The 21,077-nt window shown below is 60.6% G+C and carries 28 protein-coding genes; 19 read left to right on the top strand and 9 right to left on the bottom strand.

What is annotated here, in order from left to right:
- The first annotated feature begins 66 nt into the window (after positions 1 to 66).
- Positions 67 to 1,335, top strand: a complete 1,269-nt coding sequence (locus KX729_RS08975) for a glucoamylase family protein (RefSeq protein WP_219742098.1) — start codon at positions 67 to 69, stop codon at positions 1,333 to 1,335.
- A 15-nt stretch (positions 1,336 to 1,350) separates the two neighbouring features.
- Here KX729_RS08975 and KX729_RS08980 read toward each other — a convergent pair whose 3' ends face one another.
- The 4 genes from KX729_RS08980 to KX729_RS08995 all read right to left on the bottom strand — a co-directional run bounded on the left by KX729_RS08980 (position 1,351) and on the right by KX729_RS08995 (position 4,614).
- Positions 1,351 to 1,569: a hypothetical protein gene (locus KX729_RS08980; protein WP_219742099.1), complete on the bottom strand. Its 219-nt coding sequence runs from the start codon at positions 1,567 to 1,569 to the stop codon at positions 1,351 to 1,353.
- The gene (locus tag KX729_RS08985) at positions 1,569 to 2,600 is read right to left on the bottom strand and encodes a peptidoglycan -binding protein (RefSeq protein ID WP_219742100.1); all 1,032 of its coding nucleotides are present in this window, start codon (positions 2,598 to 2,600) and stop codon (positions 1,569 to 1,571) included. The genes KX729_RS08980 and KX729_RS08985 overlap by 1 nt, the downstream gene beginning before the upstream one ends.
- Before the next feature lie 3 nt (positions 2,601 to 2,603).
- Positions 2,604 to 3,677: a flagellar motor protein MotA gene (locus KX729_RS08990; RefSeq protein WP_219742101.1), complete on the bottom strand. Its 1,074-nt coding sequence runs from the start codon at positions 3,675 to 3,677 to the stop codon at positions 2,604 to 2,606.
- Positions 3,678 to 3,813: 136 nt separating this feature from the next.
- Positions 3,814 to 4,614, bottom strand: coding sequence for an inositol monophosphatase family protein (locus KX729_RS08995; protein WP_219742102.1), 801 nt, complete (start codon positions 4,612 to 4,614; stop codon positions 3,814 to 3,816).
- On the opposite strand from KX729_RS08995, the gene KX729_RS09000 reads away from it, so the two are divergent.
- Together KX729_RS09000 and KX729_RS09005 are read left to right on the top strand one after the other, a co-directional pair.
- Positions 4,613 to 4,816, top strand: a complete 204-nt coding sequence (locus KX729_RS09000) for a hypothetical protein (RefSeq protein ID WP_219742103.1) — start codon at positions 4,613 to 4,615, stop codon at positions 4,814 to 4,816. The genes KX729_RS08995 and KX729_RS09000 overlap by 2 nt on opposite strands.
- Before the next feature lie 196 nt (positions 4,817 to 5,012).
- Positions 5,013 to 6,281, top strand: a complete 1,269-nt coding sequence (locus KX729_RS09005) for a flagellin N-terminal helical domain-containing protein (RefSeq protein ID WP_219742104.1) — start codon at positions 5,013 to 5,015, stop codon at positions 6,279 to 6,281.
- 25 nt (positions 6,282 to 6,306) lie between these two features.
- On the opposite strand, the gene KX729_RS09010 is transcribed toward KX729_RS09005, so the two are convergent.
- Together KX729_RS09010 and KX729_RS09015 are read right to left on the bottom strand one after the other, a co-directional pair.
- Complete coding sequence (locus KX729_RS09010) at positions 6,307 to 7,476, bottom strand: tetratricopeptide repeat protein (RefSeq protein WP_219742523.1); 1,170 nt, start codon at positions 7,474 to 7,476, stop codon at positions 6,307 to 6,309.
- An 8-nt stretch (positions 7,477 to 7,484) separates the two neighbouring features.
- Positions 7,485 to 8,138 carry a thiamine phosphate synthase gene (locus tag KX729_RS09015; RefSeq protein WP_219742105.1) on the bottom strand — a complete coding sequence of 218 codons (654 nt, stop codon included), beginning with the start codon at positions 8,136 to 8,138 and terminating at the stop codon, positions 7,485 to 7,487.
- Positions 8,139 to 8,271: 133 nt separating this feature from the next.
- On the opposite strand from KX729_RS09015, the gene KX729_RS09020 reads away from it, so the two are divergent.
- Complete coding sequence (locus KX729_RS09020) at positions 8,272 to 9,042, top strand: sulfite exporter TauE/SafE family protein (RefSeq protein WP_219742106.1); 771 nt, start codon at positions 8,272 to 8,274, stop codon at positions 9,040 to 9,042.
- A 113-nt stretch (positions 9,043 to 9,155) separates the two neighbouring features.
- Positions 9,156 to 9,416, top strand: a complete 261-nt coding sequence (locus tag KX729_RS09025; RefSeq protein ID WP_219742107.1) for an ArsR/SmtB family transcription factor — start codon at positions 9,156 to 9,158, stop codon at positions 9,414 to 9,416.
- Between the two features lie 163 nt (positions 9,417 to 9,579).
- Here the strand turns inward: KX729_RS09025 and KX729_RS09030 are convergent, their stop codons facing one another.
- Positions 9,580 to 9,756, bottom strand: coding sequence for a YdcH family protein (locus tag KX729_RS09030; RefSeq protein ID WP_219742108.1), 177 nt, complete (start codon positions 9,754 to 9,756; stop codon positions 9,580 to 9,582).
- Between the two features lie 230 nt (positions 9,757 to 9,986).
- Between KX729_RS09030 and KX729_RS09035 the strand changes: the two genes are divergently transcribed.
- The 8 genes from KX729_RS09035 to KX729_RS09070 all read left to right on the top strand — a co-directional run bounded on the left by KX729_RS09035 (position 9,987) and on the right by KX729_RS09070 (position 14,910).
- Positions 9,987 to 10,190, top strand: coding sequence for a YdcH family protein (locus KX729_RS09035; RefSeq protein WP_219742109.1), 204 nt, complete (start codon positions 9,987 to 9,989; stop codon positions 10,188 to 10,190).
- Positions 10,191 to 10,201: 11 nt separating this feature from the next.
- Positions 10,202 to 10,699, top strand: a complete 498-nt coding sequence (purE, locus tag KX729_RS09040) for a 5-(carboxyamino)imidazole ribonucleotide mutase (protein WP_219742110.1) — start codon at positions 10,202 to 10,204, stop codon at positions 10,697 to 10,699.
- 8 nt (positions 10,700 to 10,707) lie between these two features.
- Positions 10,708 to 11,787 (top strand): 5-(carboxyamino)imidazole ribonucleotide synthase, encoded by a 1,080-nt coding sequence (locus KX729_RS09045; RefSeq protein WP_219742111.1) that lies wholly within the window; start codon positions 10,708 to 10,710, stop codon positions 11,785 to 11,787.
- 18 nt (positions 11,788 to 11,805) lie between these two features.
- The gene (locus KX729_RS09050) at positions 11,806 to 12,054 is read left to right on the top strand and encodes a hypothetical protein (protein ID WP_219742112.1); all 249 of its coding nucleotides are present in this window, start codon (positions 11,806 to 11,808) and stop codon (positions 12,052 to 12,054) included.
- A 176-nt stretch (positions 12,055 to 12,230) separates the two neighbouring features.
- Entirely contained in the window at positions 12,231 to 12,356 is a 126-nt protein-coding gene (ykgO, locus tag KX729_RS09055) for a type B 50S ribosomal protein L36 (protein WP_006726873.1), read from the top strand.
- Between the two features lie 97 nt (positions 12,357 to 12,453).
- Positions 12,454 to 13,080, top strand: a complete 627-nt coding sequence (locus KX729_RS09060; RefSeq protein ID WP_219742113.1) for a tetratricopeptide repeat protein — start codon at positions 12,454 to 12,456, stop codon at positions 13,078 to 13,080.
- 20 nt (positions 13,081 to 13,100) lie between these two features.
- Positions 13,101 to 14,141, top strand: coding sequence for an alpha/beta fold hydrolase (locus tag KX729_RS09065; RefSeq protein WP_219742114.1), 1,041 nt, complete (start codon positions 13,101 to 13,103; stop codon positions 14,139 to 14,141).
- Positions 14,142 to 14,205: 64 nt separating this feature from the next.
- Positions 14,206 to 14,910: a hypothetical protein gene (locus KX729_RS09070; protein WP_219742115.1), complete on the top strand. Its 705-nt coding sequence runs from the start codon at positions 14,206 to 14,208 to the stop codon at positions 14,908 to 14,910.
- A gap of 73 nt (positions 14,911 to 14,983) precedes the next feature.
- On the opposite strand, the gene pyk is transcribed toward KX729_RS09070, so the two are convergent.
- Positions 14,984 to 16,423 carry a pyruvate kinase gene (gene pyk, locus KX729_RS09075; RefSeq protein WP_219742116.1) on the bottom strand — a complete coding sequence of 480 codons (1,440 nt, stop codon included), beginning with the start codon at positions 16,421 to 16,423 and terminating at the stop codon, positions 14,984 to 14,986.
- Positions 16,423 to 16,833 (bottom strand): DUF1036 domain-containing protein, encoded by a 411-nt coding sequence (locus KX729_RS09080; RefSeq protein WP_219742524.1) that lies wholly within the window; start codon positions 16,831 to 16,833, stop codon positions 16,423 to 16,425. Before KX729_RS09080 ends, pyk begins: the two co-directional genes overlap by 1 nt.
- 263 nt (positions 16,834 to 17,096) lie before the next feature.
- On the opposite strand from KX729_RS09080, the gene KX729_RS09085 reads away from it, so the two are divergent.
- The 6 genes from KX729_RS09085 to KX729_RS09110 all read left to right on the top strand — a co-directional run bounded on the left by KX729_RS09085 (position 17,097) and on the right by KX729_RS09110 (position 21,053).
- A complete protein-coding gene (locus tag KX729_RS09085; protein ID WP_219742117.1) occupies positions 17,097 to 17,888 on the top strand; it encodes an N-formylglutamate amidohydrolase in 792 nt (263 codons plus the stop codon).
- Between the two features lie 21 nt (positions 17,889 to 17,909).
- The gene (locus tag KX729_RS09090; RefSeq protein WP_219742118.1) at positions 17,910 to 18,218 is read left to right on the top strand and encodes a DUF1244 domain-containing protein; all 309 of its coding nucleotides are present in this window, start codon (positions 17,910 to 17,912) and stop codon (positions 18,216 to 18,218) included.
- A 102-nt stretch (positions 18,219 to 18,320) separates the two neighbouring features.
- The gene (locus KX729_RS09095) at positions 18,321 to 18,593 is read left to right on the top strand and encodes a DUF2312 domain-containing protein (protein WP_219742119.1); all 273 of its coding nucleotides are present in this window, start codon (positions 18,321 to 18,323) and stop codon (positions 18,591 to 18,593) included.
- 173 nt (positions 18,594 to 18,766) lie between these two features.
- Positions 18,767 to 20,026, top strand: coding sequence for a hypothetical protein (locus tag KX729_RS09100; RefSeq protein ID WP_219742120.1), 1,260 nt, complete (start codon positions 18,767 to 18,769; stop codon positions 20,024 to 20,026).
- Between the two features lie 10 nt (positions 20,027 to 20,036).
- The gene (locus tag KX729_RS09105) at positions 20,037 to 20,465 is read left to right on the top strand and encodes a DUF5086 family protein (RefSeq protein WP_246617490.1); all 429 of its coding nucleotides are present in this window, start codon (positions 20,037 to 20,039) and stop codon (positions 20,463 to 20,465) included.
- A gap of 78 nt (positions 20,466 to 20,543) precedes the next feature.
- Positions 20,544 to 21,053 (top strand): hypothetical protein, encoded by a 510-nt coding sequence (locus KX729_RS09110; RefSeq protein WP_219742121.1) that lies wholly within the window; start codon positions 20,544 to 20,546, stop codon positions 21,051 to 21,053.
- Positions 21,054 to 21,077: the final 24 nt, after the last annotated feature.

Here is a 21,077-nt window from a genome sequence, read left to right on the forward strand (position 1 = left end):
TGAATACCGCGCTCGATGTGCCTACGTGTTGGAAGCCAACCTGAAGACTTCGAGAAGCCAGTGCCCATGAATGTTACCGTCGCGCCGCCCGCCTCCCTCGATGACTGCCTCGACAAGGTCCAGTCGCAGACGTTTCGATTCTTCTGGGAGGGCGCGCATCCGGAAAGCGGTCTGGCCTTCGATAAATGCTTTGCCAATGGCGACCCGTCTCCTAATATCGTCTCGGTCAGCGGTGTCGGTTTTGGCATCATGGGGATCGTTGTTGCCACGGAGCGAGGCTGGATCAGCCGTGAGGCCGCGCTGGAGCGGCTCACGACGATGCTGGAGCATCTGGAACACTCCCCCCGTTTTCACGGCGCCTTCGCCCATTTCATCGACGGCGACACCGGTGCCGCCATGCATTTCTCCGAAAAGGACAATGGCGGCGATCTAGTTGAGACGACATACCTCATGCAGGGCCTGATCAGCGCACGGGAATATTTCGCCGCAGAAGAACAGCAGGAAGAAAAACTTCGCACCTGTATCAACCGCCTGTTCGCCGCGGTCGAATGGAGCTGGTACACACGCGATGAGGACGATGCGCTGTTCTGGCACTGGAGCCCGGACCACGACTGGATCATGAACCTGCCGATCCGCGGCTGGAACGAGGCACTATCTGTTTACGTTCTGGCAGCCGGTTCCGAGACCCACCCGATCAAGCCGGAAAACTATCACAAGGGCTGGGCGCGCTCGGGCGAGATGGTGAACGGCAATACCTATCTCGGCACCGTCCTGCCGCTCGGCGAGCCCTATGGCGGCCCGCTGTTCCTGACGCAATATTCTTTCTGCGCCATCGACCCGCGCGGGCTGAGCGACCGTTATTGCACCGATTATTTCGCGCAATCCGTGGCTCATACGCATATCAACCATGATTATTGCGCGGCCGTGCCGGAATATCGCGCTGCCGGCGTCTGGGGCTTGACTGCCTCCGACGGCCAGGAAGGTTACGGCGCCCATTCGCCGACCTTCGACAAGGGCGTCATCGCCCCGACCGCTGCCCTCTCCAGCTTCCCGTTCCTGCCTGTCGAGGCCGAAAGCGGCCTGCGCGCCATGCTCGATTATCAGGACGGCAAACTGCTCGGCCGCTTCGGTTTCGCCGATGCCTTCGTGCCGAAAACCGGCTGGATCGCCAATACCTATCTTGCCATCGACCAGGGACCGATCATCTCGATGATCGAGAACTACCGCTCGGGCCTGTTGTGGAAACTGTTCATGAACGCTCCGGAAGTGCGCCGCGGGCTGGAACGACTAGGCTTCACGTCCGAGCCACACGGCATCGCGCCGGCAAGCGCCTGAGTTTCGAAGGGCGGTTCACTCCGCCCGTTCGAAAACCCATTTCACGACATATTTGCCGTTGCTCTTCAGCTTGGCCTTGGTCTTCACCGTCACCGGGCCGCCAAGCTCCGCCTCGGCGGCCTGGAACGCTTCTCGCGCTTCCGCCATCGCCTTGTGATAGGCACTGTTGTCACGCTTTGGGCTTTCGGCAACAGCCTTCAACACCGCAGCCATATCCGGCTTTACTTCGGCCATCAGCGTTCGGTCAGCTTCAGTTCGATGCGGCGGTTCTGCGATTTCGCATCCGGCGTGTCGCCCGGCGCGATCGGCTGGAATTCGCCGAAACCGGCGGCGACCAGGCGATTGGCCGGCACGCCCCTGGAGATCAGGTATTTGACCACCGAAGTGGCACGGGCCGATGAGAGCTCCCAATTGTCGCGGTAACGGCCGGTGCCGGAAAGCGGCGAATTGTCCGTATGTCCGTCGACACGCAGCACCCAGTTGATTTCCGCCGGGATTTCCTTGGCGAGGTCGAGAAGGGCTGCGGCAAGCTTGTCCATCTCTACCTTGCCGGCCGGATCGAGCTCATTGCCTCCGACCGGGAAAAGCACTTCCGACTGGAAGACGAAACGGTCGCCGACGATGCGGATGTTTTCGCGATCCGAGAGAATCTCGCGCAAGCGGCCGAAGAAATCGGAGCGATAGCGGTTGAGCTCCTGCACACGGGCCGCCAGCGCCACGTTGAGGCGACGGCCGAGATCGGAGATCTGCGCCTGCGAGGAGGCATCCTTGGCCTCGGAGGTCTGCAGCGCCTGCTCGATGGCGGCGATCTGGGCGCGAAGCGCTGCAATCTGCTGGTTCAGCAATTCGACCTGGCTTGCAGCGCGGGCGCTGAGCTGCTGCTGCTGGCCCAATTGATTGGTTAGGTCGCCGATCCGCGCATTAGCGGCATCGCTGTTACCCGTGCCCTGGTTCAACAACTGCTGAAGACGCGAACGGTCCGCTTCAGCGGTGGCGAGCGACGATTGCAGATTGGCGAGCTGGTCCTCGAAATCCTGGGCATTGCCCTTTTCCAGCGCCAGAAGCTCGGTCAGTTCGGCAATCTGGCTGTTCAGCCGGTTCAAGACCTCGTCGCGGCCGGTAATTTCGCGGGACAGCAGAAACTGCGCCAGCACGAAGACCGTCAGCAGGAACATGATGGCGAGCAGCAGCGTGGAAAGCGCGTCCACAAAGCCCGGCCAGTAATCGACACCCCGCTCGCGACGGCGGTTCTTGGCGAGCGCCATCGCTTACTTCCCTCCGATCTTGTCGGCCGAAATCTTGTCCGACAACCGGTCGAGCGTGCGGCGCAGCGCCTTGGATTCCTCTTGCTGCGCCTCGATCCAGTCGCGCAGCATCTGCTGCTCGTTGCGCATGTTCTTGACGAGACCCTGAATGCCTTCCGCTAGATTGGCCATGGCGGCGAGCGAGCGGTCGTTGGACGCGCCATCGGGCACCCCGGCGGGCGCTTTCGCCTGTGCGGCGGCCAGCGCGCGAAGCTGTTCGGTCAGGGCTCGGATATCTTCCGAAGAGCCGCTGGCGATCGTCTCCGCCGCAGCGACCGGCATGTCGGAGCCGACATCAGTGACCGAGGAAAGCCAGTTCTCAAGTTCGGTATAGAACCGGTTTTGCGCACGGCCGGCCTGCAGATCGAGGAAGCCGAGGATCAGCGAACCGGAAAGACCGAGCAGCGAAGACGAGAACGCCGTGCCCATGCCGGCCAGCGGCTGGGCGAGACCGCTCTTGATCGCCGCAAGAACGTCGTTCGAGCTGCCGGAATTCGGGTCGAGCGCGCCGATGACGTTACTGATCGAGCCGATTGTTTCAATCAGGCCCCAGAACGTGCCGAGCAGGCCGAGAAAGACGAGAAGGCCGATCAGGTAGCGCGACGTGTCGCGCGATTCGTCGAGCCGGGTGCCGATCGAATCGAGGATGGAGCGGAAGGCAACGGTGGACAGCGACATGCGTCGGCGGCTGCCGATCAGGGTGCGCATCGGCGCCAGGAGCTTCGGCTCGCGGCCCACTTTGTCGGCACTGCCGGCAGCGCGGAACGAGTTGAACCAGCGCACTTCCGGCACAAGATTGATGACCTGAAGGAAAACGAGGATGATGCCGATGCCCAGAACGCCGAGGATCAGGCCGTTCAGGCCCGGATTGGTCTGGAAGGCATGGGCCGCCTGTCGATAAAGGATGGAGGCGACGAACCCGACGATGATCAGGAAGATCACCATCGTCCACAGGAAGGACGCAGGGTTCGAAAGCTTGTGGGCATAGCCGCCGCGCGTTTCGGATTCTGCCAGATCGTCCACTCTCGCATTCGCCATGGGTATGCCTTTGCCTCCGGTATTCTGCCGCGCCGGAGGCTAGTGTAAAATTGCGACGAATTGAAGTGTGCAGCAAAGGGAAAACAGTCGGCTATCGACTGCTGTGGCCGCTTTGCCGCGGTAAAGCGTACCGCCCTTAGCGCGTCGGAACCGGACGGTTTACGACTTCGACGAGCGCCTTCTGAATCAGCTCGTTGCCGGCAACGATGTTGCGGCTGCCGAAAATGTCGGTTGTGCCCTTCATATCGCTGGCAAAACCGCCCGCTTCCCGGATCAGCAGAATGCCGGCAGCCATGTCCCACGGCGAAAGGTCGGTTTCCCAGAAGCCATCGAAACGTCCGGCGGCTACATAGGCAAGATCGAGCGCAGCGGCCCCCATGCGGCGAATGCCGGCGACTTCGCCCATGACATGGCGCAGTTCGACGAGGAACTTGCCGTGATTGCCGCGGCCGAGATGCGGAACACCACCGCCGATGACGCAATCGGACAGCACGCGGCGCGCGGCGACGCGAATGCGGCGGTCGTTCATGAAGGCGCCGCCGCCCTTTTCGGCCGTGAACAACTCGTCGGTCGCCGGATTGAAGATCACCCCGGCTACGATCTCGCCATTGCGCTCCAGCGCGATCGAGACGGCAAACTGCGGAATGCCGTGCAGGAAGTTGGTCGTGCCGTCGAGCGGATCGACGATCCAGCGATGCGCGCCGTCGGTGCCTTTTTCCTCTTCGCTTTCCTCACCGAGGAAACCATAGGTCGGGCGAGCCTTCATCAGCTCGTCATGGACGATCTTTTCGGCCTTCAGATCGGCCTGCGACACGAAATCGCTCGGTCCCTTCACGGAAACCTGCAGGTTCTGCACCTCGCCGAAATCGCGTGAAAGCGACTTGCCTGCCTTGAGGGCAGCCTGAACCATGACATTGAGAAGGGCGGAGCGGGCCATGCGGGAAATCCTTGGGAGTGTCCCGACAGGCAACGCGGGACGGCGTGTTTTGCAAATTTTCTTTGATGGGCGGCTTCAAGACCACAAAACGGCGGGAAATTCAAGTCGCGTGAGGTTTGCGCCCGGATTTGACGGCGGTGATTCGTATTCAGCGTTAAAAAGCCTCGGCATGAAGCTGCCGAAGCCGTCTGGCTTAATTTGACGAAAGGCAAGCGCGGCCGATCCGGTATCCCGGCACCTCGTCGCCGGGATATCGAGCCCTCCGGAACGCCCAAACCCTTAACAACCAATATATTTCACGTCGTTCCATTAACTTGGAATTAACCAAGGTAGATCACCTCTTAACCCATCAGTTCCACGCGTAAAATCATTATATTTCAAAATCTTAGAGAGATCTAATGTCAAGTATTCTGACAAACGCGGCAGCCGTGGCTGCGCTTCAAACGCTTCGCTACCTGAGCAGCCAGTTAACCGATACGCAGCAGCAGGTGTCCACCGGCCTGCGCATCGGCAAGGCTGCCGACAACTCCGCCTACTGGTCGATCGCCACCACGATGCGGTCGGACAATGGAGCGATCGGCGCCGTTCAGGACGCCCTTGGCCTGGGTGCAGCCCAAGTCGATTCTGCCTATGCCGGGATGGAAGCTTCCATCGACGTCGTGCAGGAAATCAAGAAAAAGCTCGTTGCAGCACTTGAGCCGGGCGTCGACAAGACCAAGATTCAGGAAGAAATCACCCAGCTTCAAGGTCAACTGCGCAGCATTTCCGCATCCGCATCCTTCTCCGGCGACAATTGGTTGCAGGCGGATATCAGCGGCAGGTTCGACACGAACTCCGGCGATATCTACGCCTCCAGCGAAGTCAACAAACAGATCGTCGGATCCTTCACGCGCGATGCCAAGGGCAATGTGTCGGTGAAGACGATCAGCGTATCGCTGAACGAGAACAACGTGCTCTTCGACCTGTCCGGCGGCGATGCCGGCCTTCTGGACGCAAACGTCCTGAAGGGTGTGCGCCTGATAACCGACACCCTAGGCCAGGACCGCTTCGCAAATATCGATACGATCGCCCTTTCCGCCTACAATCACCAATACAAGGACCTCGGTGGCAATATCTACCAGGGTGCGGATAGCAACGGCAATTATGCCCTCGGCTCGCAGGGCACCTATTACAAGGAAGTGGCTGGCGGCTATGTGCCGATGGTTTTCTCGACGGTCGCGAACGACTACGCGGTCAGCACGGGAGCCTTTGCCACTGGCGCACTTTCGGTCGTCGGCGGCGTTTCCGTTTCCGAGCTCGACCTTACCAGGCTCGATGACTATCGCGAACTGGGCGGCGCGTTCAACCTGGGCATGGGTTTCGGTACCTTTGTCACGGACAATCAGCTGATCGGCTTCCTCGTCGACTTTACCGACAAGCAGCTTGAGAAGATGACGAGTGCGGCGGCGAAGCTCGGTTCCGTCTCGATGCGCATCAGCATCCAGCAGGATTATGCTTCGAAACTGACGGATTCGATCGATCGCGGCATCGGCCGCCTGGTGGATGCCGAAATGAACGAGGCATCGACCCGTCTCAAGGCTCTGCAGACCCAGCAACAGCTGGCCACGCAATCGCTGTCTATCGCAAACAACGACTCGCAGAATATCCTGTCACTGTTCAGGCAATGATAGAAGCAAAGCGGCCGCGGCAGCCCTATTGAAGGGACTGCCCCGGCTGCGGCGCCACCAATATCGCGCCGCGGCGGAACTTGTTCGCCGCGTCGATCGCCTTCTTCTGGGTTTCCTCGTTGATGCCGAGGTAGAAATCTTCCAGGGCGGCATCCTGCAGCCCGGCACGACGCGAAAGCACGTACCATTTCGCGGCCTCGACCGGATTGGGCCGGGTACCGAGCGCATCGATATAAAGATGCGACAGCTTGTTCTGGGCAACGACATTGCCGCGAAGCGCGGCGACCCGCATCCACTCGAAGCCCTTGTCGTAATCCTGATTGCCGCCGACACCGTTGACCAGCCAGACTCCCATGTCGAGCTGGGCCGTGTCGAACCCGGCCTTGGCAGCGCGCTCAAGCCAGCTGCGGGCTTCCGCCTTTTTCGCAGCAGGCAAGTCTTTCAACGCCACATAAAGCTGCGCCACGGCATATTGCGCATCCGCAACGCCCTGGACGGCCGCCTTTTCGTAATAAGGCAAGGCGAGACGCAGGCCACGCTCACCGGGATTGTCGGAAACGAGGATCTGCGCCCAGTTGAACTGCGCGGATGAATTGCCGGCCTCTGCCGCCTTGCGCATGTAATCGTCGGCCTGCTTCTTGTCGCGCGGCATGTCGCGGCCGGCCATCAGAAGCATGGCATATTGGAACATCGCCGCGGGATCGCCACCGGCCGCACCCTTCTGATACCAGAATGCGGCTGTCTTGGCGTCGCGTTTGACGCCCTGCCCCTTGGTCATCATTTCAGCAACGAGCGTCTGCGCGGCAGCATCGCCTTCCCCGGCACGGGTAAGAGCCTTGTCGAGCGCCGTCACGAAAAGACCACGCTGGTAGGCGCCGTAGGCTTCATCGACCGGTCCGTTATAAGGCTTTTCGGCCGGCGCCGGCGGCAGAGCCGCCCCCATGCGCCGATAAAGCTCGACGCCACCGGAGGGCACGAGACCGTCCGGTTGGCTGTCCTTATCACCCGAAGCCCCCGGCACCTGCTGCGTTTCCGCCCGATCCATCTTCATCTGTTGGGTATCGCTTTCCACCGGCCGTGTGACCGGCCGTGTGCTCGACTGGGCAAAAACGATGGAGGGAATCGCCGACGTCGCCAAAAAGCTTGCCAGCAATCCATTCAGAATCAGACGATGGTATGGTCGGTTCCACAGCATGCGGATCATCAAGCTTCAAACCGTGGCGCTTTTTCGTCCAGAATGGCGTTGATTGTGGCAACGGCCTTCGCAGGCCCTTCCGAAGACGAAAATACCGCCGTCCGCAAGGCCACGAACTCTGCACCGCTCTCGGCCACGACCAAAACAGAAGCGCCATCCGTGCCGCCCATGACGATGCAGGGGATTTCCACCATTGATGCCCACCATTCGCCGAGCGCCACGTTCTTCGGATGCGCTTCCGGCTTGATGTCGCCGTCCAGCTTGCCGAAGAAGATATAGTCCGGCCGATGTTCGCCCACTTCCAGCGCCTGATGCCGGTCTGCCGCACCGCCTGCACCGACGATCAGCTTCGGCGAGAACTTTGAGATCGCGTCTTCGAGGTCGCCGATCGCACCCGTCATATGCAGGCCATCAGCCTTGACGCGTCCGGCCACGCGGGTATCGCCGGCGATCAGCGCGGCGGCACCCGCAGCCTGAATGATCTCGACAAGCTGCTCGGCACGCTTTTGGAAGGCCTGATCGTCAAGCCCGTATTGCGGGACGATCACCGACGCGACGTCGCCGCCGGACAACGCCTCCTCCAGCTGTTTCGCGATTGCCGCAGCATCGTCGCCTTCCGGCACGATCAATACGAGGCGGCAGCGATATTCCGATCCGGTCATCTTCTTCTTTTTCCGTGTAGGCGGACCGCTTCGGCGATATCCGCACTCGTTTTATGCGTGACGATTCGATAGACCGGAGTGACTGAAGGATCAACCCGCCCCGCCCCGTCGAAGATTTCCTGTCGAAAATTTCATGCCCGACACTCTTACACTGACATTTTTCACTTTCGCCATTCCCGCCGTCCTGCTCGTCGGCCTCTCCAAGGGAGGTATCGGCGGCGCAATCGGCCTGCTCGGCGTGCCGTTGATGTCGATGGTCGTCGATCCCGTCAAGGCCGCGGCGATCTTCCTGCCGATCCTCATCCTGATGGACATCGTCGCGCTCTGGTCCTGGCGGCATTATAACGACAGGAAGACGCTGCTGGTCATCCTGCCCGGCGGCATTATCGGCATTGCGCTCGGCTGGGCAACCTCGGCCTATGTTTCCGACGATGCGCTACGCCTCGTCATCGCCAGTGCCACCATCCTCTTCACGGTGCGTTATTTCTGGCAGGTCTACGGCCCGAATTCCGGCCGGCCGGTCGCCCCGCTGCCGCATCGTCCGGCGGCCGCCACTTTCTGGGGCGCGCTGTCGGGTTATGCGAGCTTCGTCGCCCATGCGGGCGGACCACCTTTCCAGATTTACGTTCTGCCGATGAAGCTCGACCCGAAATCCTATACGGGCGCCAGCATCCGGTTTTTCGCGATCGTCAATGCGGTCAAGGTCATCCCCTATTTCTTCCTCGGCGCGCTGGACCAGGAAAACCTGACGATCTCGGCCACCCTGCTGCCGGTGGCTCTTGTCGCGACGATGATGGGCGCGGCCGTGGTCAAGCATCTGAAGGCGGAGGTCTTTTATCCGATGACCTATACGCTCGCCTTTTTCGCCGGCCTCAAGCTGCTCTGGGATGGGTTGCCGTTTTGATCAAAAAGCAGCGCGCCGCGTAGCTAAAACAGCGACACAGAATAAGGCAGAACTTATTGCTGCGACGCACAAAAATTCTTGCCGATATCAGGTGTTTACCGTAAGTTCGCGGCATGACAACCGTTGATCCCTTTGCAGCCATAGCTGATCCGAACCGGCGGTATTTGCTGGAGGAGTTGCGGCGTTCGCCGAAAACCGTCAACGAACTGGCGCAGGGCCTGCCGATCAGCCGGCCCGCGGTATCGCAGCACCTGAGGGCGCTGCTCGACAGCAATCTCGTTAACGTCACGGCCGAAGGCACGCGGCGAATCTATTCGGTGAATGCGAAGGGGTTCGACAAGCTCAATTTGTGGCTGGATCAGTTCTGGTCGTGAGTTGAGTTCTGGTCGTGACCTGGCGTTTGCAAGTCACCTTCGGGATTATCCCGGCCACGACCAGAACGTTTTTCTAATCTTTGATGATTGGCTTTGCCGCCGTATGAGAGCCTCTTAACTGATCAGACGTGAGGCTGGGCGGCTATCTTCTCCCGTTGAGAAATTAGTGACGCGTAGAGGCTTTGAGACGCTGCACCTCATCCTTGAGACGCAGCTTGCGGCGCTTGAGATCCGCAATCTCCCGGTCGTCCGAAGAGGGAGAAGCGAGAATTGCCTGGAGTTCCTCCTCGAGATCTCCATGCTTCTTTTCAAGCGATGCGATATGAGCCTGGACGGTCATGTGGCATGTTCCTTCCTTGGTCACCTGCCTCGGCATCCCTTCTGCCAAGGCTTCAGGTTTACGACGGAAGTGTGACACGATCGCCGGCGTTTGTCGAAGGAGAAATCATGGTTTCAAGGGGGCAAATTCGTGGCATCGGCTAACTAGCGGTTAATACGGTTTGGTGGTAGAGGCTTGCGCAAATAGCTGGCGAGAGTTGAAATAGCCGGCATGAGCATGGGGACTGAGACATGGCAGATCAGGAACAGGCGGATAACCGGCTGGCGCTCGCAAAACTCCGCCAGGAGCACGAGGATTACGATGCAGCCATCAACGCCATGATCCAGGTCGGCTGCGAGGCTCTGCGCATCCAGCGGATGAAAAAGAAGAAACTTTCGATCAAGGACAAGATGACCCAGATCGAAGACCAGATCATCCCAGACATCATCGCTTGAAGAGCTCGACCATGGCCGAAAGACCCGCCGTCGCCATCATCATGGGTAGCCAGTCCGACTGGGAAACGATGAAGAACGCCGCCGATACGCTGGAAGCGCTCGATATCGGTTACGAAGCCCGGATCATTTCGGCACATCGCACACCGGAGCGGATGATGGCCTTTGCCAAGGGCGCCCGCACCGAGGGTTTCCAGGTGATCATCGCCGGTGCAGGCGGTGCCGCCCACCTGCCCGGCATGACCGCTTCCATGACACCGCTGCCGGTTTTCGGCGTGCCCGTCCAGTCCAAGGCGCTCTCCGGCCAGGACAGCCTGCTCTCGATCGTCCAGATGCCGGCCGGCATTCCGGTCGGTACCGTCGCGATCGGCAAGGCCGGTGCGATCAATGCGGCCCTGCTTGCCGCAGCCGTGCTCGCCCTCCATGACGACGGCATTGCCGACCGGCTGGACGAATGGCGCGCCCGCCAGACCGCCTCGGTCGCAGACTACCCGATCGACGAGGCTCCGTGAGGGACACTATGACCACCGACACCGGGACAGTCCGCACGATCGGCATCATCGGCGGCGGACAGCTTGGCCGCATGCTGGCAATGGCCGCCGCGCGGCTGAACTTCCGTACCATCATTCTGGAGCCGCAAGCCGATTGCCCTGCCGCTCAGGTCGCCAATGCGCAGATCACCGCGGCTTACGACGATCCTGCAGCCCTTGCCGAACTGGCGGAACGTTGCGACGTCGTCTCCTACGAATTCGAGAACGTGCCGGTCACGGCTGCCGAAACTCTGCAGCGCTCTGTGCCGGTCTATCCGCCGGCCAAGGCGCTCGAAGTGTCGCAGGACCGCCTGGTCGAAAAGCGGTTCCTCAACTCCTGCGGCATCGAGACGGCGAAATTCCATGCCGTCGACAGCCAGGCGGACCTCGAAAAGGCGCTCGCCGATTTCGGCGGCAAGGGTGTCCTGAAGACCTGCCGGCTTGGCTACGACGGCAAGGGCCAGCGCGTTTTCCGTTCCGCCGACGAAAGCCCGGCCGGCGCCTATGAGGCGCTCGGCTCGGTGCCGCTGATTCTCGAAAGCTTCGTGCCCTTCGAGCGCGAAGTCTCGATCATTGCCGCCCGCGCCAAGGACGGCACGGTCGTCTGTTTCGATCCGGCCGAGAATATCCACAGGAACGGCATCCTGCATACCTCGACCCTTCCCGCTCGCATCTCTGACGAAACTGCGAAGACCGCACGCGAATCGGCCGAGAAGCTGCTCGCCGCGCTCGACTATGTCGGCGTCATCGGCATGGAATTTTTCGTCATGGCCGACGGCACGCTGATCGCCAATGAGATCGCCCCGCGCGTCCACAATTCCGGCCACTGGACGGAAGCGGCCTGCATCGTCTCGCAATTCGAGCAGCATATCCGCGCTGTGGCAAACCTGCCGCTCGGCAATCCGCACCGCCATTCCGACTGCGTGATGACCAACCTGATCGGCGACGACATCCTGGACGTTCCCGCCTGGCTTCAGAAAAAGGACGTCCTCGTCCACCTCTACGGCAAGACGGAATCCCGCCCCGGACGCAAAATGGGGCATGTAACGGAGCTGACGGCGAAAGCCTGACGGACTTGAAGAGCCGACATGCAGACATACTGGGTACATTTCGTCGAAAATGACTACCCGGTTGGCTGCCAGCTTGGATGCGGCGTAACAGCTCTTGATTCCGCTGATGTCCGAACGGTTCTCGCCGAGACGCTCAGCACCGCTGACTATCTTGACCGGATCGCCTCCATAGAATCCGTCGCATATGAAGATATCGAGGAAAACCACGTCCGGCCCAACATGGGCTTCCATCTTCGGCGCGGCATCTGGTATCCGAACGGCATATGATCTCCGGTGAATTCCCTTGTTCTGCCGCTGAAATCACCTTCACAAGGTTGACATGTAACCTCCCTCGGGTTATCTGCACGCCCAACTGAGAGCGCGCCCCTCGAAGAAACTTGGCGGCGCGCTTTTGATTGATAGGACAAGCGGCTTAACGGCCCACAGACTGCTGGATCAGTACAATGAAGATCAAGAACTCGCTCAAGGCGCTGAAGGCTCGTCACCGGGACAACCGTCTGGTTCGCCGCAAGGGCCGCATCTACATCATCAACAAGCAGAACCCGCGCTTCAAGGCCCGTCAGGGCTGATATCGGCATTCGGCCACGCGGACTGCGAGCCGATCAAATTGTCGATAGCGTGATATTTCTGGTTTGAAGTTCGGCGCATGCGGTTTACCTTAACCGCATGCGCTATTTTCGTTTCAGCCTCCCGCTCCTGGCCGCGACCTTCGCCGCTTCAGCCACCCTCGCTCAGACGGCCGCTCCCGCGACGCCTGCCGTTCCTGCGGAACAGAAGCCCCCTGTCGTTCAGACCTCTGCACCGGCCAAGGCTCCCAATCCGCTCGATCCGCTGTTTGATGCCCTGAAGCGCGAGCGCGATCCGGAAAAGGCCAAAGGCATCGCCAGCCAGATTGCCAGCAACATGGGCGATTCGGGCAGCGCCACGGTGAACCTGCTGATGCAGTGGGCCGCGACCGCCATCAAGGAAAAGCGCAATGGCGCAGCACTCGATTTCCTAGATCAGGTGACGGTGCTCGACCCCGCCTATCCCGAAGGCTGGAATCGTCGTGCGACGCTTCATTACACGATGGGCAATAGCCGCAAGTCGATGGCAGACATTGCCGAGGTGCTGAAGCGTGAGCCTCGCCATTTCGGCGCGCTTGCCGGCATGGCAGGCATTCTCATGGAATCCGGCAAGGACCAGCTGGCGCTGAAGGCCTGGGAAGACTACCTCGCCGTTTATCCGGCCGATCGCGACGCCCAGGAGGCCGTATCCAAGATCTCCGAAAAGATCGCCGGAAACCGTACCTGACGCATCCGGTTCGCTCCCTCATGATTTTCCTTGCCCTCGCCCTTGCCGGCCTCATCGCCATCGGCCTTGCCTTCACATTCTGGAAGGCACGCGCCATCGAATCCGAATTCCCGAATATCGGCGAATTGACGGATATCGGCGGCTACAATCTGAATGCCCTGCATATCCCCAAGCCAGCCGGCGCCGACCTGCCGCCGATCGTTTTCATTCATGGCGCCAGCGGCAATCTCCGCGACCAGACGACCGCATTCCTGAAGCCGCTGCAGGGCCGCGCCGAAATGCTCTTCGTCGACCGCCCGGGACACGGTTATTCCGAACGGGGTGGCCCGGAGAACGACTTCCCAGATGGGCAGGCGGCCGCGATCGCCCGGCTGATGGAGAAATACGGGATCGAAAAGGCGATCATCGTCGGCCACTCCTTCGGTGGCGCGATTGCCGCCAGTTTCGCCGTCTTCCATCCGGAGAAGACTGCCGGGCTGCTGCTACTGGCGCCTGCCACCCACCCCTGGAACGGCGGCGTCGACTGGTATTACGATGTCACGGCCAAGCCCTATCTCGGCTGGCTCTTCACCCATCTCCTCACCCTGCCCGCCGGTCTTGTATTGATGGACGGTGCCACCCGCTCCGTTTTCCACCCCAATCCCCGGCCGGACAAATATCTCGAAGACGGCGCCCCGGCGCTGGTGTTGAGGCCCGACAATTTCCGCAACAACGCGGTCGATGTCGTGAACCTCAACGACTATGTGAAACGCATCTCGCCGCGCTATCGCGAAATCACCGCCCCGACCGTAATCATCACCGGCGATACGGATGAGATCGTCGCGGAAGAAATCCACTCCAAGGGTCTTGCACGCGATATCGCGGGCTCCGAACTCGTCTGGATCCACAATCTCGGCCACAAGCCGGACTATATCGTCACCGACGTGGCGATCGCCGCGATCGAAAAGCTCGCCGGGCTGCCGCGCGACATTCAGGCGCTGGCCCGCCGGGCCGAAGCGAGGATCGCTCCCCACGCGCAACCGGGCCGTTCGGAGATGGACCTTTCAGTCGAGCACAACTGAAATACAATCAGCCTGACGCAAGCCACCCGCCCCACGGTTCAGCAAAATGGAATCGGAGGCGTTTATGGAAATCGGTGGTATCGGCAGAAACTATCAGGCAAATCCGATCGACAGGAATGCCGCGTCTGGCGGCCCGAGCGTGCCAGAGGATCAGGCAACCGATCCGGCCTATGAGAAATACGACCGCCTCATCCATGGTCTGACCAAGCTTTCCGAAGCCACGGCAAAAGCCGATGACGACGCCAAGGCCCGTGCCAAGCAGAAGCTGAAGGATGCCCAGGAACAGCTCAAATTCATGCAGCGCTGGGGCATGGATCCGGAGGTCGTCGCGCGCCTTGCGGCCCAGCTGGGAACTGTCGTGGCAGCCGCCGCCCGGGAATTCGCCGACGCATTGGGAGGTAATGCTACCGGACAATTGCCCACGACCAATACTGCCCCCGCAGTCGATAAGCAGCAACCGGACGTATCCACCGGTGACACAACCGATGCCGGCGAAGAACAGGCATCTCAGGCGGAACGGGCCTATCTGGACGTGATGGACGACAACAAGCCGACGCGCACATCCAGCCTTTCACAGGACGATATTCGTACCGCAACGGAATTCAGCACCATTGCCAAACAGATCAAAGCCCTGCTGGAGGAGGCAGCCCGAAATCTGCGCGAACAGCGCAATGCCGCAGCCGTTCCCGGCACCCAGAATCTCGACGCCGCCGTCGGCGCCGTAACCAACGCGGTCTCTACCGCACCGACGACCAGCATCACGATCTGACCTCAGCCTCTTATGTCCATGAAAAAAGCCGCCGGATCGCTCCGGCGGCTTTTGCATGTGTGCCTGCTGGCTCTCAGACGCCCGTCTGGCCGTCGGAGCCGATATAGGCGATGCGCAGCATGTTGGTGGCGCCGGGCGTGCCGAGCGGCACGCCGGCGGAGATGATGATGCGGTCGCCCGGCTTGCCGAAACCTTCCGACACGACGATGCGGCAGGCGCGGTTCACCATATCGTCGAGATCGGTCGCGTCATGGGTGACGACGCAATGCATGCCCCAGCAGATCGACAGCCGACGGGCGGTCTGGACGATCGGCGAAAGCGCGATGATCGGCACATTCGGCCGCTCGCGCGATGCACGCAGGCCCGTCGTGCCCGACGAGGTATAGGTGACGATGGCCGAAAGGCGCAGCGTCTCGGCGATCTGGCGAGCGGCAAGCGAGATCGCATCCGCACCGGTGGCTTCCGGCGTGGCGCGCTGCGCGTAGATGATGCTCGGATAAAGCGGGTCGTCTTCCACCTTGCGGGAGATCGACGCCATCATCGAAACGGCTTCGACCGGATATTCGCCGGACGCGGATTCGGCCGACAGCATGATCGCATCGGCGCCTTCGAAAACGGCGATCGATACGTCGGAAACTTCGGCGCGGGTCGGCACCGGCGAGGTGATCATCGATTCCAGCATCTGCGTCGCGACGACGACCGGCTTGCCGGCACGGCGACATGCGCGCGTCAGCTGCTTCTGGATGCCCGGAACGGCTTCGATCGGCATTTCGACGCCAAGGTCGCCGCGCGCCACCATGACGGCGTCGGAAAGCTCGATGATCTCGTCGATGCGCTCGAGCGCCTGCGGCTTTTCGATCTTCGACATGATGCCGACGCGGCCACGGGCGATCTTGCGTACTTCGGCAAGATCATCCGGGCGCTGCACGAAGGAGAGCGCAACCCAGTCGACTTCGCCGGTGGCGAGTGCCGCATCGAGGTCGGTCCGGTCCTTTTCGGTCAGCGCGCCGACGCCGAGCAGCGTGTCGGGCAGGCTGACGCCCTTGCGGTCGGAAATGCTGGTACCGGCAACAACCGTGCAGACGATGCTCTTGCCGTTGACCTTCTCGGCCTTCAACGCCAGCTTGCCGTCGTCGATCAGCAGACGATCGCCCGCCTTCACAGATTCCAGAATTTCCGGATGCGGCAGGAAGACGCGCTTTTCGTCGCCCGGCTCATCCTTGTTGTCGAGCGTGAAGGTCTGGCCGACCTTGAGCGCCACCTTGCCGTCCTTGAACTTGCCGACGCGCAGCTTCGGGCCCTGCAGGTCGCAGAGAATGCCGATCGGGCGGCCGGACTTGGCTTCGACGGCACGGATGCGGCCGATCAGGGTCCGCATCATCTCATGGCTCGAATGGCTCATGTTGATGCGGAAAAGATCCGCACCCGCCTCATGCAGCTTCAGGATCATGTCCTCTTCGGAGGACGCCGGTCCGAGCGTCGCGAGGATTTTAACTTTGCGATAGCGCCTCATCAATTCTGGCCTTCTTGCGTGCCGGGCGTGTCTGAAAGCTGGACCATCCAGCTGCCCTGACGGCCCGTGTCATATTCTTTGAAGCCCATGCGCTGGAAGCCACGGGCGAAACAATCGTTGACGCCGACGACCTTGAACTCGTTCTCGGCGACGCACATGTTGACACCGCCGGTCCAGCGGCCGCCACGGGCCGCATCCTCGGCATAAAGATAATAATAACGCGACGCCAGCTCGCCCTCGATCAGCGTCGCGCAGGTGGATGCCGGCACCTGCCACCAGCCTTCGGTCGTCCAGCCCTCCGCCGCGCGATAACCGATGGCTACGCCGACGAGGTTCTGGGTGCCGTTGCAGACGCGGAAATCCGCATGCGCTGCGCCGGCGGCAAAGAGAGGAATGCCGCACGCCAGCATGGCCACAGCGGCCGGAGCGGAAACGAGAGAACGAAGATACGCTTTCGGGGATTTTTTCGACACGGTTTCCGTCAGGACTCCATGGTTATTCGTGAAGCACTTTCTTCGCGCGGCAACGCTTGAAAGTCAACGAAGGTCTAATCGATTAGTCCCGCCAATCGTTGCAATTACAACGAACAAGCACTTCCTCAAACGCTTGCGACTTGCCTCCGCCCGTGCCATCAACACCCGTCTCGTCTCACCGCTGATCCGATCGTTCGACCATGCAGGACTTCATTCCTTTCGAAATCATAGACGGCGATTATGACGGCGGCATGGTGCTTCTGGCAGATCACGCCATGAACCGCCTGCCGTTTGCCTATGGCAGTCTCGGCCTCCCCGAGAGCGCTTTCCACCGCCATATCGCTTTCGATATCGGCATCGAAGGTCTGACGCGGCAGTTGGCGGCCATGCTCGGCGTGCCGGCAGTACTGGGTTGCTTTTCCCGCCTGCTGATCGATCCGAACCGGGGTGAGGACGATCCGACGCTGATCATGAAGATCTCCGACGGCGCGATCATTCCGGGCAATCACCCGATCACGCAGGCGGAATGGGATCTTAGGCTCGATACGTATCACCGCCCGTACCATCAGGCCGTCGACCGGACGATCGCAAAAGCCGCGGCTTCCTGCCGCGCACCGCTTGTCCTGTCGCTGCATTCCTTCACGCCCTTCTGGAAGGGCTTTGCCCGTCCCTGGCACGCCGCTGTTCTTTGGGACAGCGATCACCGCGCGGTTACGCCGTTTCTCGACCTGCTGAACCGGCCGGGCGATATCGTCGTCGGTGACAACGAGCCCTATGACGGCGCCTTGAAGGGCGATACCATGTACCGGCACTGCATGAGGGCGGGCATTGCGCATGCGCTGCTCGAAGTCCGACAGGACCTGATCGGTGACGAGACCGGCATTGCCGCCTGGGCGGAAAGGCTCGCCCCCATCTTCAAGTCGCTCAACGCCGACCCCACATTGCACGAATACCGGATTTTTCCGTCGCGCACCGGCCCCTACCCGGCTTGAAGCCAATCACGAGGTATTGCCATGACCGACCTGACCAAGGAACAGCAGACCGAATTCGAAGCCGCCGCCTTCCGCCGGCTCGTGCAGCACCTGCGAGAGCGTACCGACGTTCAGAACATCGACCTGATGAACCTTGCCGGCTTCTGCCGTAACTGCCTGTCGAACTGGTACAAGGACGCCGCCGATGAAGCGGGCGCCGATCTTTCCAAGGACGCCTCGCGGGAAATCGTCTACGGCATGCCTTACGAGGACTGGAAAAATCTGCACCAGGGTCAGGCCAGCGACGCACAAAAAGCCGCATTCGAAGTCAACAAGCCGGCCCACGGTTGAACTCGGGTCGATTATCATACTTGAGGCGGATTATGCTTGACCTTCCGGCGGCTTTTCGGCAGTTGACCAGCAATCCATCAATTTCACGATCAGGAGGCCCCGATGTCTGATGCTCATGGCGTCGCCCGCGACCAGCTTCGCGCATTTATCGAGCGTATCGAACGTCTCGAAGAAGAAAAGAAAACCATCGCCGACGACATCAAGGATGTCTACGGCGAAGCAAAGGCCATGGGCTACGATACCAAGATCATGAAAAAGGTCATCGCCCTTCGCAAGAAAGACGACCAGGAGCGTATGGAAGAGGACCTGATTCTCGACACCTACCTCGCCGCACTTGGCATGATCGAAGGCCCGGGCGAGCAGGACGCCGCCTGATCGCCTACCATTGCTGATAGGATCCAGGAACCCGCCGCAAGGCGGGTTTTTTATTGCAATGGAAAAGCCCGCCAGCTCCCCTGAAATAGCGGAAAGCAGCCTCCCCCTATCGGTTTTCAAGCCTATATGTCCCCGCGTGGTCCGCTCGGCCGCGCAATGAGGGGACGACATTGATGGCCGGATTTTCGAAGACCTTGATGGTTTCGACCGACGTGGCGCATATCGTACTTTTCCATCCGGACGATCTGGCCCATGCCCGCGAATGGCCGATCGCCTGGTATTCCGAACCCTTCATATTTCCCGCAGAAAGCGCTGCCGGTCGCCTGATCGGATGGTGTACGGGCAGCGATGGCGGCTTTGCCGTCCGCATCACCGATGGCCCGTTGACCGAGCGGGAAGAACGCTATTGCGGGCCGCGATGGACCTTTCCCTATCGTGTGCGCCATGGCCGGGTATTCATCGACAATACCGATACCTTGCCGGGCGTCGAACAGATGACTCAACCCTCGGAAAACGAGGAATTCTGGATCGATATTCCCGATGGAGATTACGCGGTCACCGTGACGGCCGTCGAATGGAGCGCCGAACCTGGCGCAAGGGACGATGGTTTTGAACCGCTGCCCAACTATGTCGTACAGTTTCAGCCAGGCGCTCTCCACGAGATCAAGCCGGCCAAGCGTCCGCCCGATCTCGACTGCCTCATGGAGGCGACCGCGACGGACGAAATTTACCGCCACACTCCGAAACCGCCCAAACCGATCGATTTCGACCGCCATTACCCGGCCTTTGCCTCTCTCCATGTTGCCAGGGCCGGCCAGGAATTTTCGACCCAGGGCGAGGCACTGGTGGAAGCCGCCGTGCCCGCCGATGCCGATACATTTGCGCTTTTCGACATCCCCTTCGTCGTTGCTGCCGATCTCGCACCCGGCGCGCCGGCAGTCATCGCCATCTGCCATGGAAGCGGAGGCGTGCCGGACCAGGCAGTACGCTATTCGTTCCGCTCCAGGCAGGCGGTGCAAATTGCCGAAATCACCGGGATGTTCGCTGGAGGCAACTATGCCAGGCTCGGCACAACGGGCCTCTTTCGACGCCGGCCGAAGCCTGTTCCGTCGGATGCACTTGCTGCGGTCCGGATCAGCCCTCTTCCCGCATCGCAGGAGGCTTCGAGTTTCAAAGAACTCGATACATTGCGAACCAAGGTCCTTGACGATGTGAATGGCGACGGCCCATTCGCAAAACAGCTCGGCGGTCTTGCGGGATACGAAGCCTTGCGGCTGGCTGCTTCGGAAGATCGCAATGCGGTGCTCGACTGGCTGATCGACAATCTGCCATTGGCGGCCGACGACCGCCTTCGCCTGAGCATTCTGCCGCCCAGCGCCCGATGTGACGCTTTGAGCAGCGCATATGATGCTCATCGTCTGCATGCTGTTTGAGGAGGTCCGGATGCCCCGCTATCTGAGATCGATGTGTTTCACGGCGCTTGTCTGCATCTCCTCGGCTGCAGCGGCGCAGGCCGAAACGCTGGAGCAACAGGCCGATATCGTCCTGTCTGCGACCGGCAATGTCACACGCTGGGCAGCGATCTATAAAATTCTGCCGGAACGGCCCGATGATCCGTATTTTCATGTCCGTGTTTTCGAGCATCGAAAAGGCTGGCAGCCCTGGAAATTCACCGAGCTCGCCTTCCACATGGTAGTGACGCCGGAAGCGCTCGAAGCAAGCCGTATCGCCAAGAAGGCGAAGACTTTCAACTATAAGGATGTCGAGATACGCGCCTCCTATCGGCGCTGGCTTGAGGATCCTTCGGCGCGGGCAGATGTGCCTGTCTGCAGGACGAATATCCTGGACTGCGTAAAGAATTTGCCGAAATGACGGGGCCGGTCATGTCGCAAACATCACCCGCGGCAACCTTTTGACCTGATCGCACGTTGCTATGTCGAAGGAGTCGACATGGCTACATCCTACGAATATCCGGTCCGCAATGCCGGCCATCTGTCGGACAGCGAAATCCTCGCCGAGGCGCATGAACTCGTCGAGGCGTTTATCGAATTCACCCGTATCGAGCGGATCAACAACGATATCCTCGATATCCGTGCTCTTCCTGCCAGCAAGGCCTCGATCGAGAACGCCTTCCGGCTGGTGATTGCGACCGAGCCGAGGCCGCTGGTGCGTCGGCGCCTCGCGACGGCGGGCCTCAGCCTCGCGCGTTTTCAGTTGAATGTCGGGGTCAGGATGTCGATCACGCCTGCGCCGCAAGCGCCGGCCCCGAGTTCGGAAAGCGGGGCGAATAGCCTCTTTGAACGGTTCGATGCGGCACTTGCAAATATGGCGCAGGATACGAGGCGTCTCCAGACCATCTTTTCAGACGCGGAAGCCATTGCAGAGCGGCGCTTCGAACCGCTCAACATGAGGCCGCCCTTTCGTGAGGACGGTACCTATACCTGGTACGGGCATCACTGATGCCTGTACCGGTTTTCTAAATCT

Source organism: Neorhizobium populisoli (assembly GCF_019430945.1).
Classification (GTDB): Bacteria; Pseudomonadota; Alphaproteobacteria; order Rhizobiales; family Rhizobiaceae; genus Neorhizobium; species Neorhizobium populisoli.

Excerpts from the sequence above, each read along its gene's own strand:
- purE (WP_219742110.1), top strand. The coding sequence starts at position 10,202 with ATGGCCGAAAGACCCGCCGTCGCCATCATCATGGGTAGCCAGTCCGAC.
- KX729_RS09000 (WP_219742103.1), top strand. The coding sequence starts at position 4,613 with ATGCGGGAAATCCTTGGGAGTGTCCCGACAGGCAACGCGGGACGGCGT.
- KX729_RS09005 (WP_219742104.1), top strand. The coding sequence starts at position 5,013 with ATGTCAAGTATTCTGACAAACGCGGCAGCCGTGGCTGCGCTTCAAACG.
- ykgO (WP_006726873.1), top strand. The coding sequence starts at position 12,231 with ATGAAGATCAAGAACTCGCTCAAGGCGCTGAAGGCTCGTCACCGGGAC.
- KX729_RS09010 (WP_219742523.1), bottom strand. The coding sequence starts at position 7,476 with ATGCTGTGGAACCGACCATACCATCGTCTGATTCTGAATGGATTGCTG.
- KX729_RS09045 (WP_219742111.1), top strand. The coding sequence starts at position 10,708 with ATGACCACCGACACCGGGACAGTCCGCACGATCGGCATCATCGGCGGC.
- KX729_RS09050 (WP_219742112.1), top strand. The coding sequence starts at position 11,806 with ATGCAGACATACTGGGTACATTTCGTCGAAAATGACTACCCGGTTGGC.
- KX729_RS09025 (WP_219742107.1), top strand. The coding sequence starts at position 9,156 with ATGACAACCGTTGATCCCTTTGCAGCCATAGCTGATCCGAACCGGCGG.
- KX729_RS09015 (WP_219742105.1), bottom strand. The coding sequence starts at position 8,138 with ATGACCGGATCGGAATATCGCTGCCGCCTCGTATTGATCGTGCCGGAA.
- KX729_RS09085 (WP_219742117.1), top strand. The coding sequence starts at position 17,097 with ATGCAGGACTTCATTCCTTTCGAAATCATAGACGGCGATTATGACGGC.
- KX729_RS09020 (WP_219742106.1), top strand. The coding sequence starts at position 8,272 with ATGCCCGACACTCTTACACTGACATTTTTCACTTTCGCCATTCCCGCC.
- KX729_RS09100 (WP_219742120.1), top strand. The coding sequence starts at position 18,767 with ATGGCCGGATTTTCGAAGACCTTGATGGTTTCGACCGACGTGGCGCAT.
- KX729_RS09030 (WP_219742108.1), bottom strand. The coding sequence starts at position 9,756 with ATGACCGTCCAGGCTCATATCGCATCGCTTGAAAAGAAGCATGGAGAT.
- KX729_RS09095 (WP_219742119.1), top strand. The coding sequence starts at position 18,321 with ATGTCTGATGCTCATGGCGTCGCCCGCGACCAGCTTCGCGCATTTATC.
- KX729_RS09090 (WP_219742118.1), top strand. The coding sequence starts at position 17,910 with ATGACCGACCTGACCAAGGAACAGCAGACCGAATTCGAAGCCGCCGCC.
- KX729_RS09060 (WP_219742113.1), top strand. The coding sequence starts at position 12,454 with ATGCGCTATTTTCGTTTCAGCCTCCCGCTCCTGGCCGCGACCTTCGCC.
- KX729_RS09070 (WP_219742115.1), top strand. The coding sequence starts at position 14,206 with ATGGAAATCGGTGGTATCGGCAGAAACTATCAGGCAAATCCGATCGAC.
- KX729_RS08975 (WP_219742098.1), top strand. The coding sequence starts at position 67 with ATGAATGTTACCGTCGCGCCGCCCGCCTCCCTCGATGACTGCCTCGAC.
- KX729_RS08980 (WP_219742099.1), bottom strand. The coding sequence starts at position 1,569 with ATGGCCGAAGTAAAGCCGGATATGGCTGCGGTGTTGAAGGCTGTTGCC.
- KX729_RS09065 (WP_219742114.1), top strand. The coding sequence starts at position 13,101 with ATGATTTTCCTTGCCCTCGCCCTTGCCGGCCTCATCGCCATCGGCCTT.
- KX729_RS09035 (WP_219742109.1), top strand. The coding sequence starts at position 9,987 with ATGGCAGATCAGGAACAGGCGGATAACCGGCTGGCGCTCGCAAAACTC.
- KX729_RS09080 (WP_219742524.1), bottom strand. The coding sequence starts at position 16,833 with ATGCTGGCGTGCGGCATTCCTCTCTTTGCCGCCGGCGCAGCGCATGCG.
- KX729_RS09110 (WP_219742121.1), top strand. The coding sequence starts at position 20,544 with ATGGCTACATCCTACGAATATCCGGTCCGCAATGCCGGCCATCTGTCG.
- KX729_RS09105 (WP_246617490.1), top strand. The coding sequence starts at position 20,037 with ATGCCCCGCTATCTGAGATCGATGTGTTTCACGGCGCTTGTCTGCATC.
- KX729_RS08990 (WP_219742101.1), bottom strand. The coding sequence starts at position 3,677 with ATGGCGAATGCGAGAGTGGACGATCTGGCAGAATCCGAAACGCGCGGC.
- KX729_RS08995 (WP_219742102.1), bottom strand. The coding sequence starts at position 4,614 with ATGGCCCGCTCCGCCCTTCTCAATGTCATGGTTCAGGCTGCCCTCAAG.
- KX729_RS08985 (WP_219742100.1), bottom strand. The coding sequence starts at position 2,600 with ATGGCGCTCGCCAAGAACCGCCGTCGCGAGCGGGGTGTCGATTACTGG.
- pyk (WP_219742116.1), bottom strand. The coding sequence starts at position 16,423 with ATGAGGCGCTATCGCAAAGTTAAAATCCTCGCGACGCTCGGACCGGCG.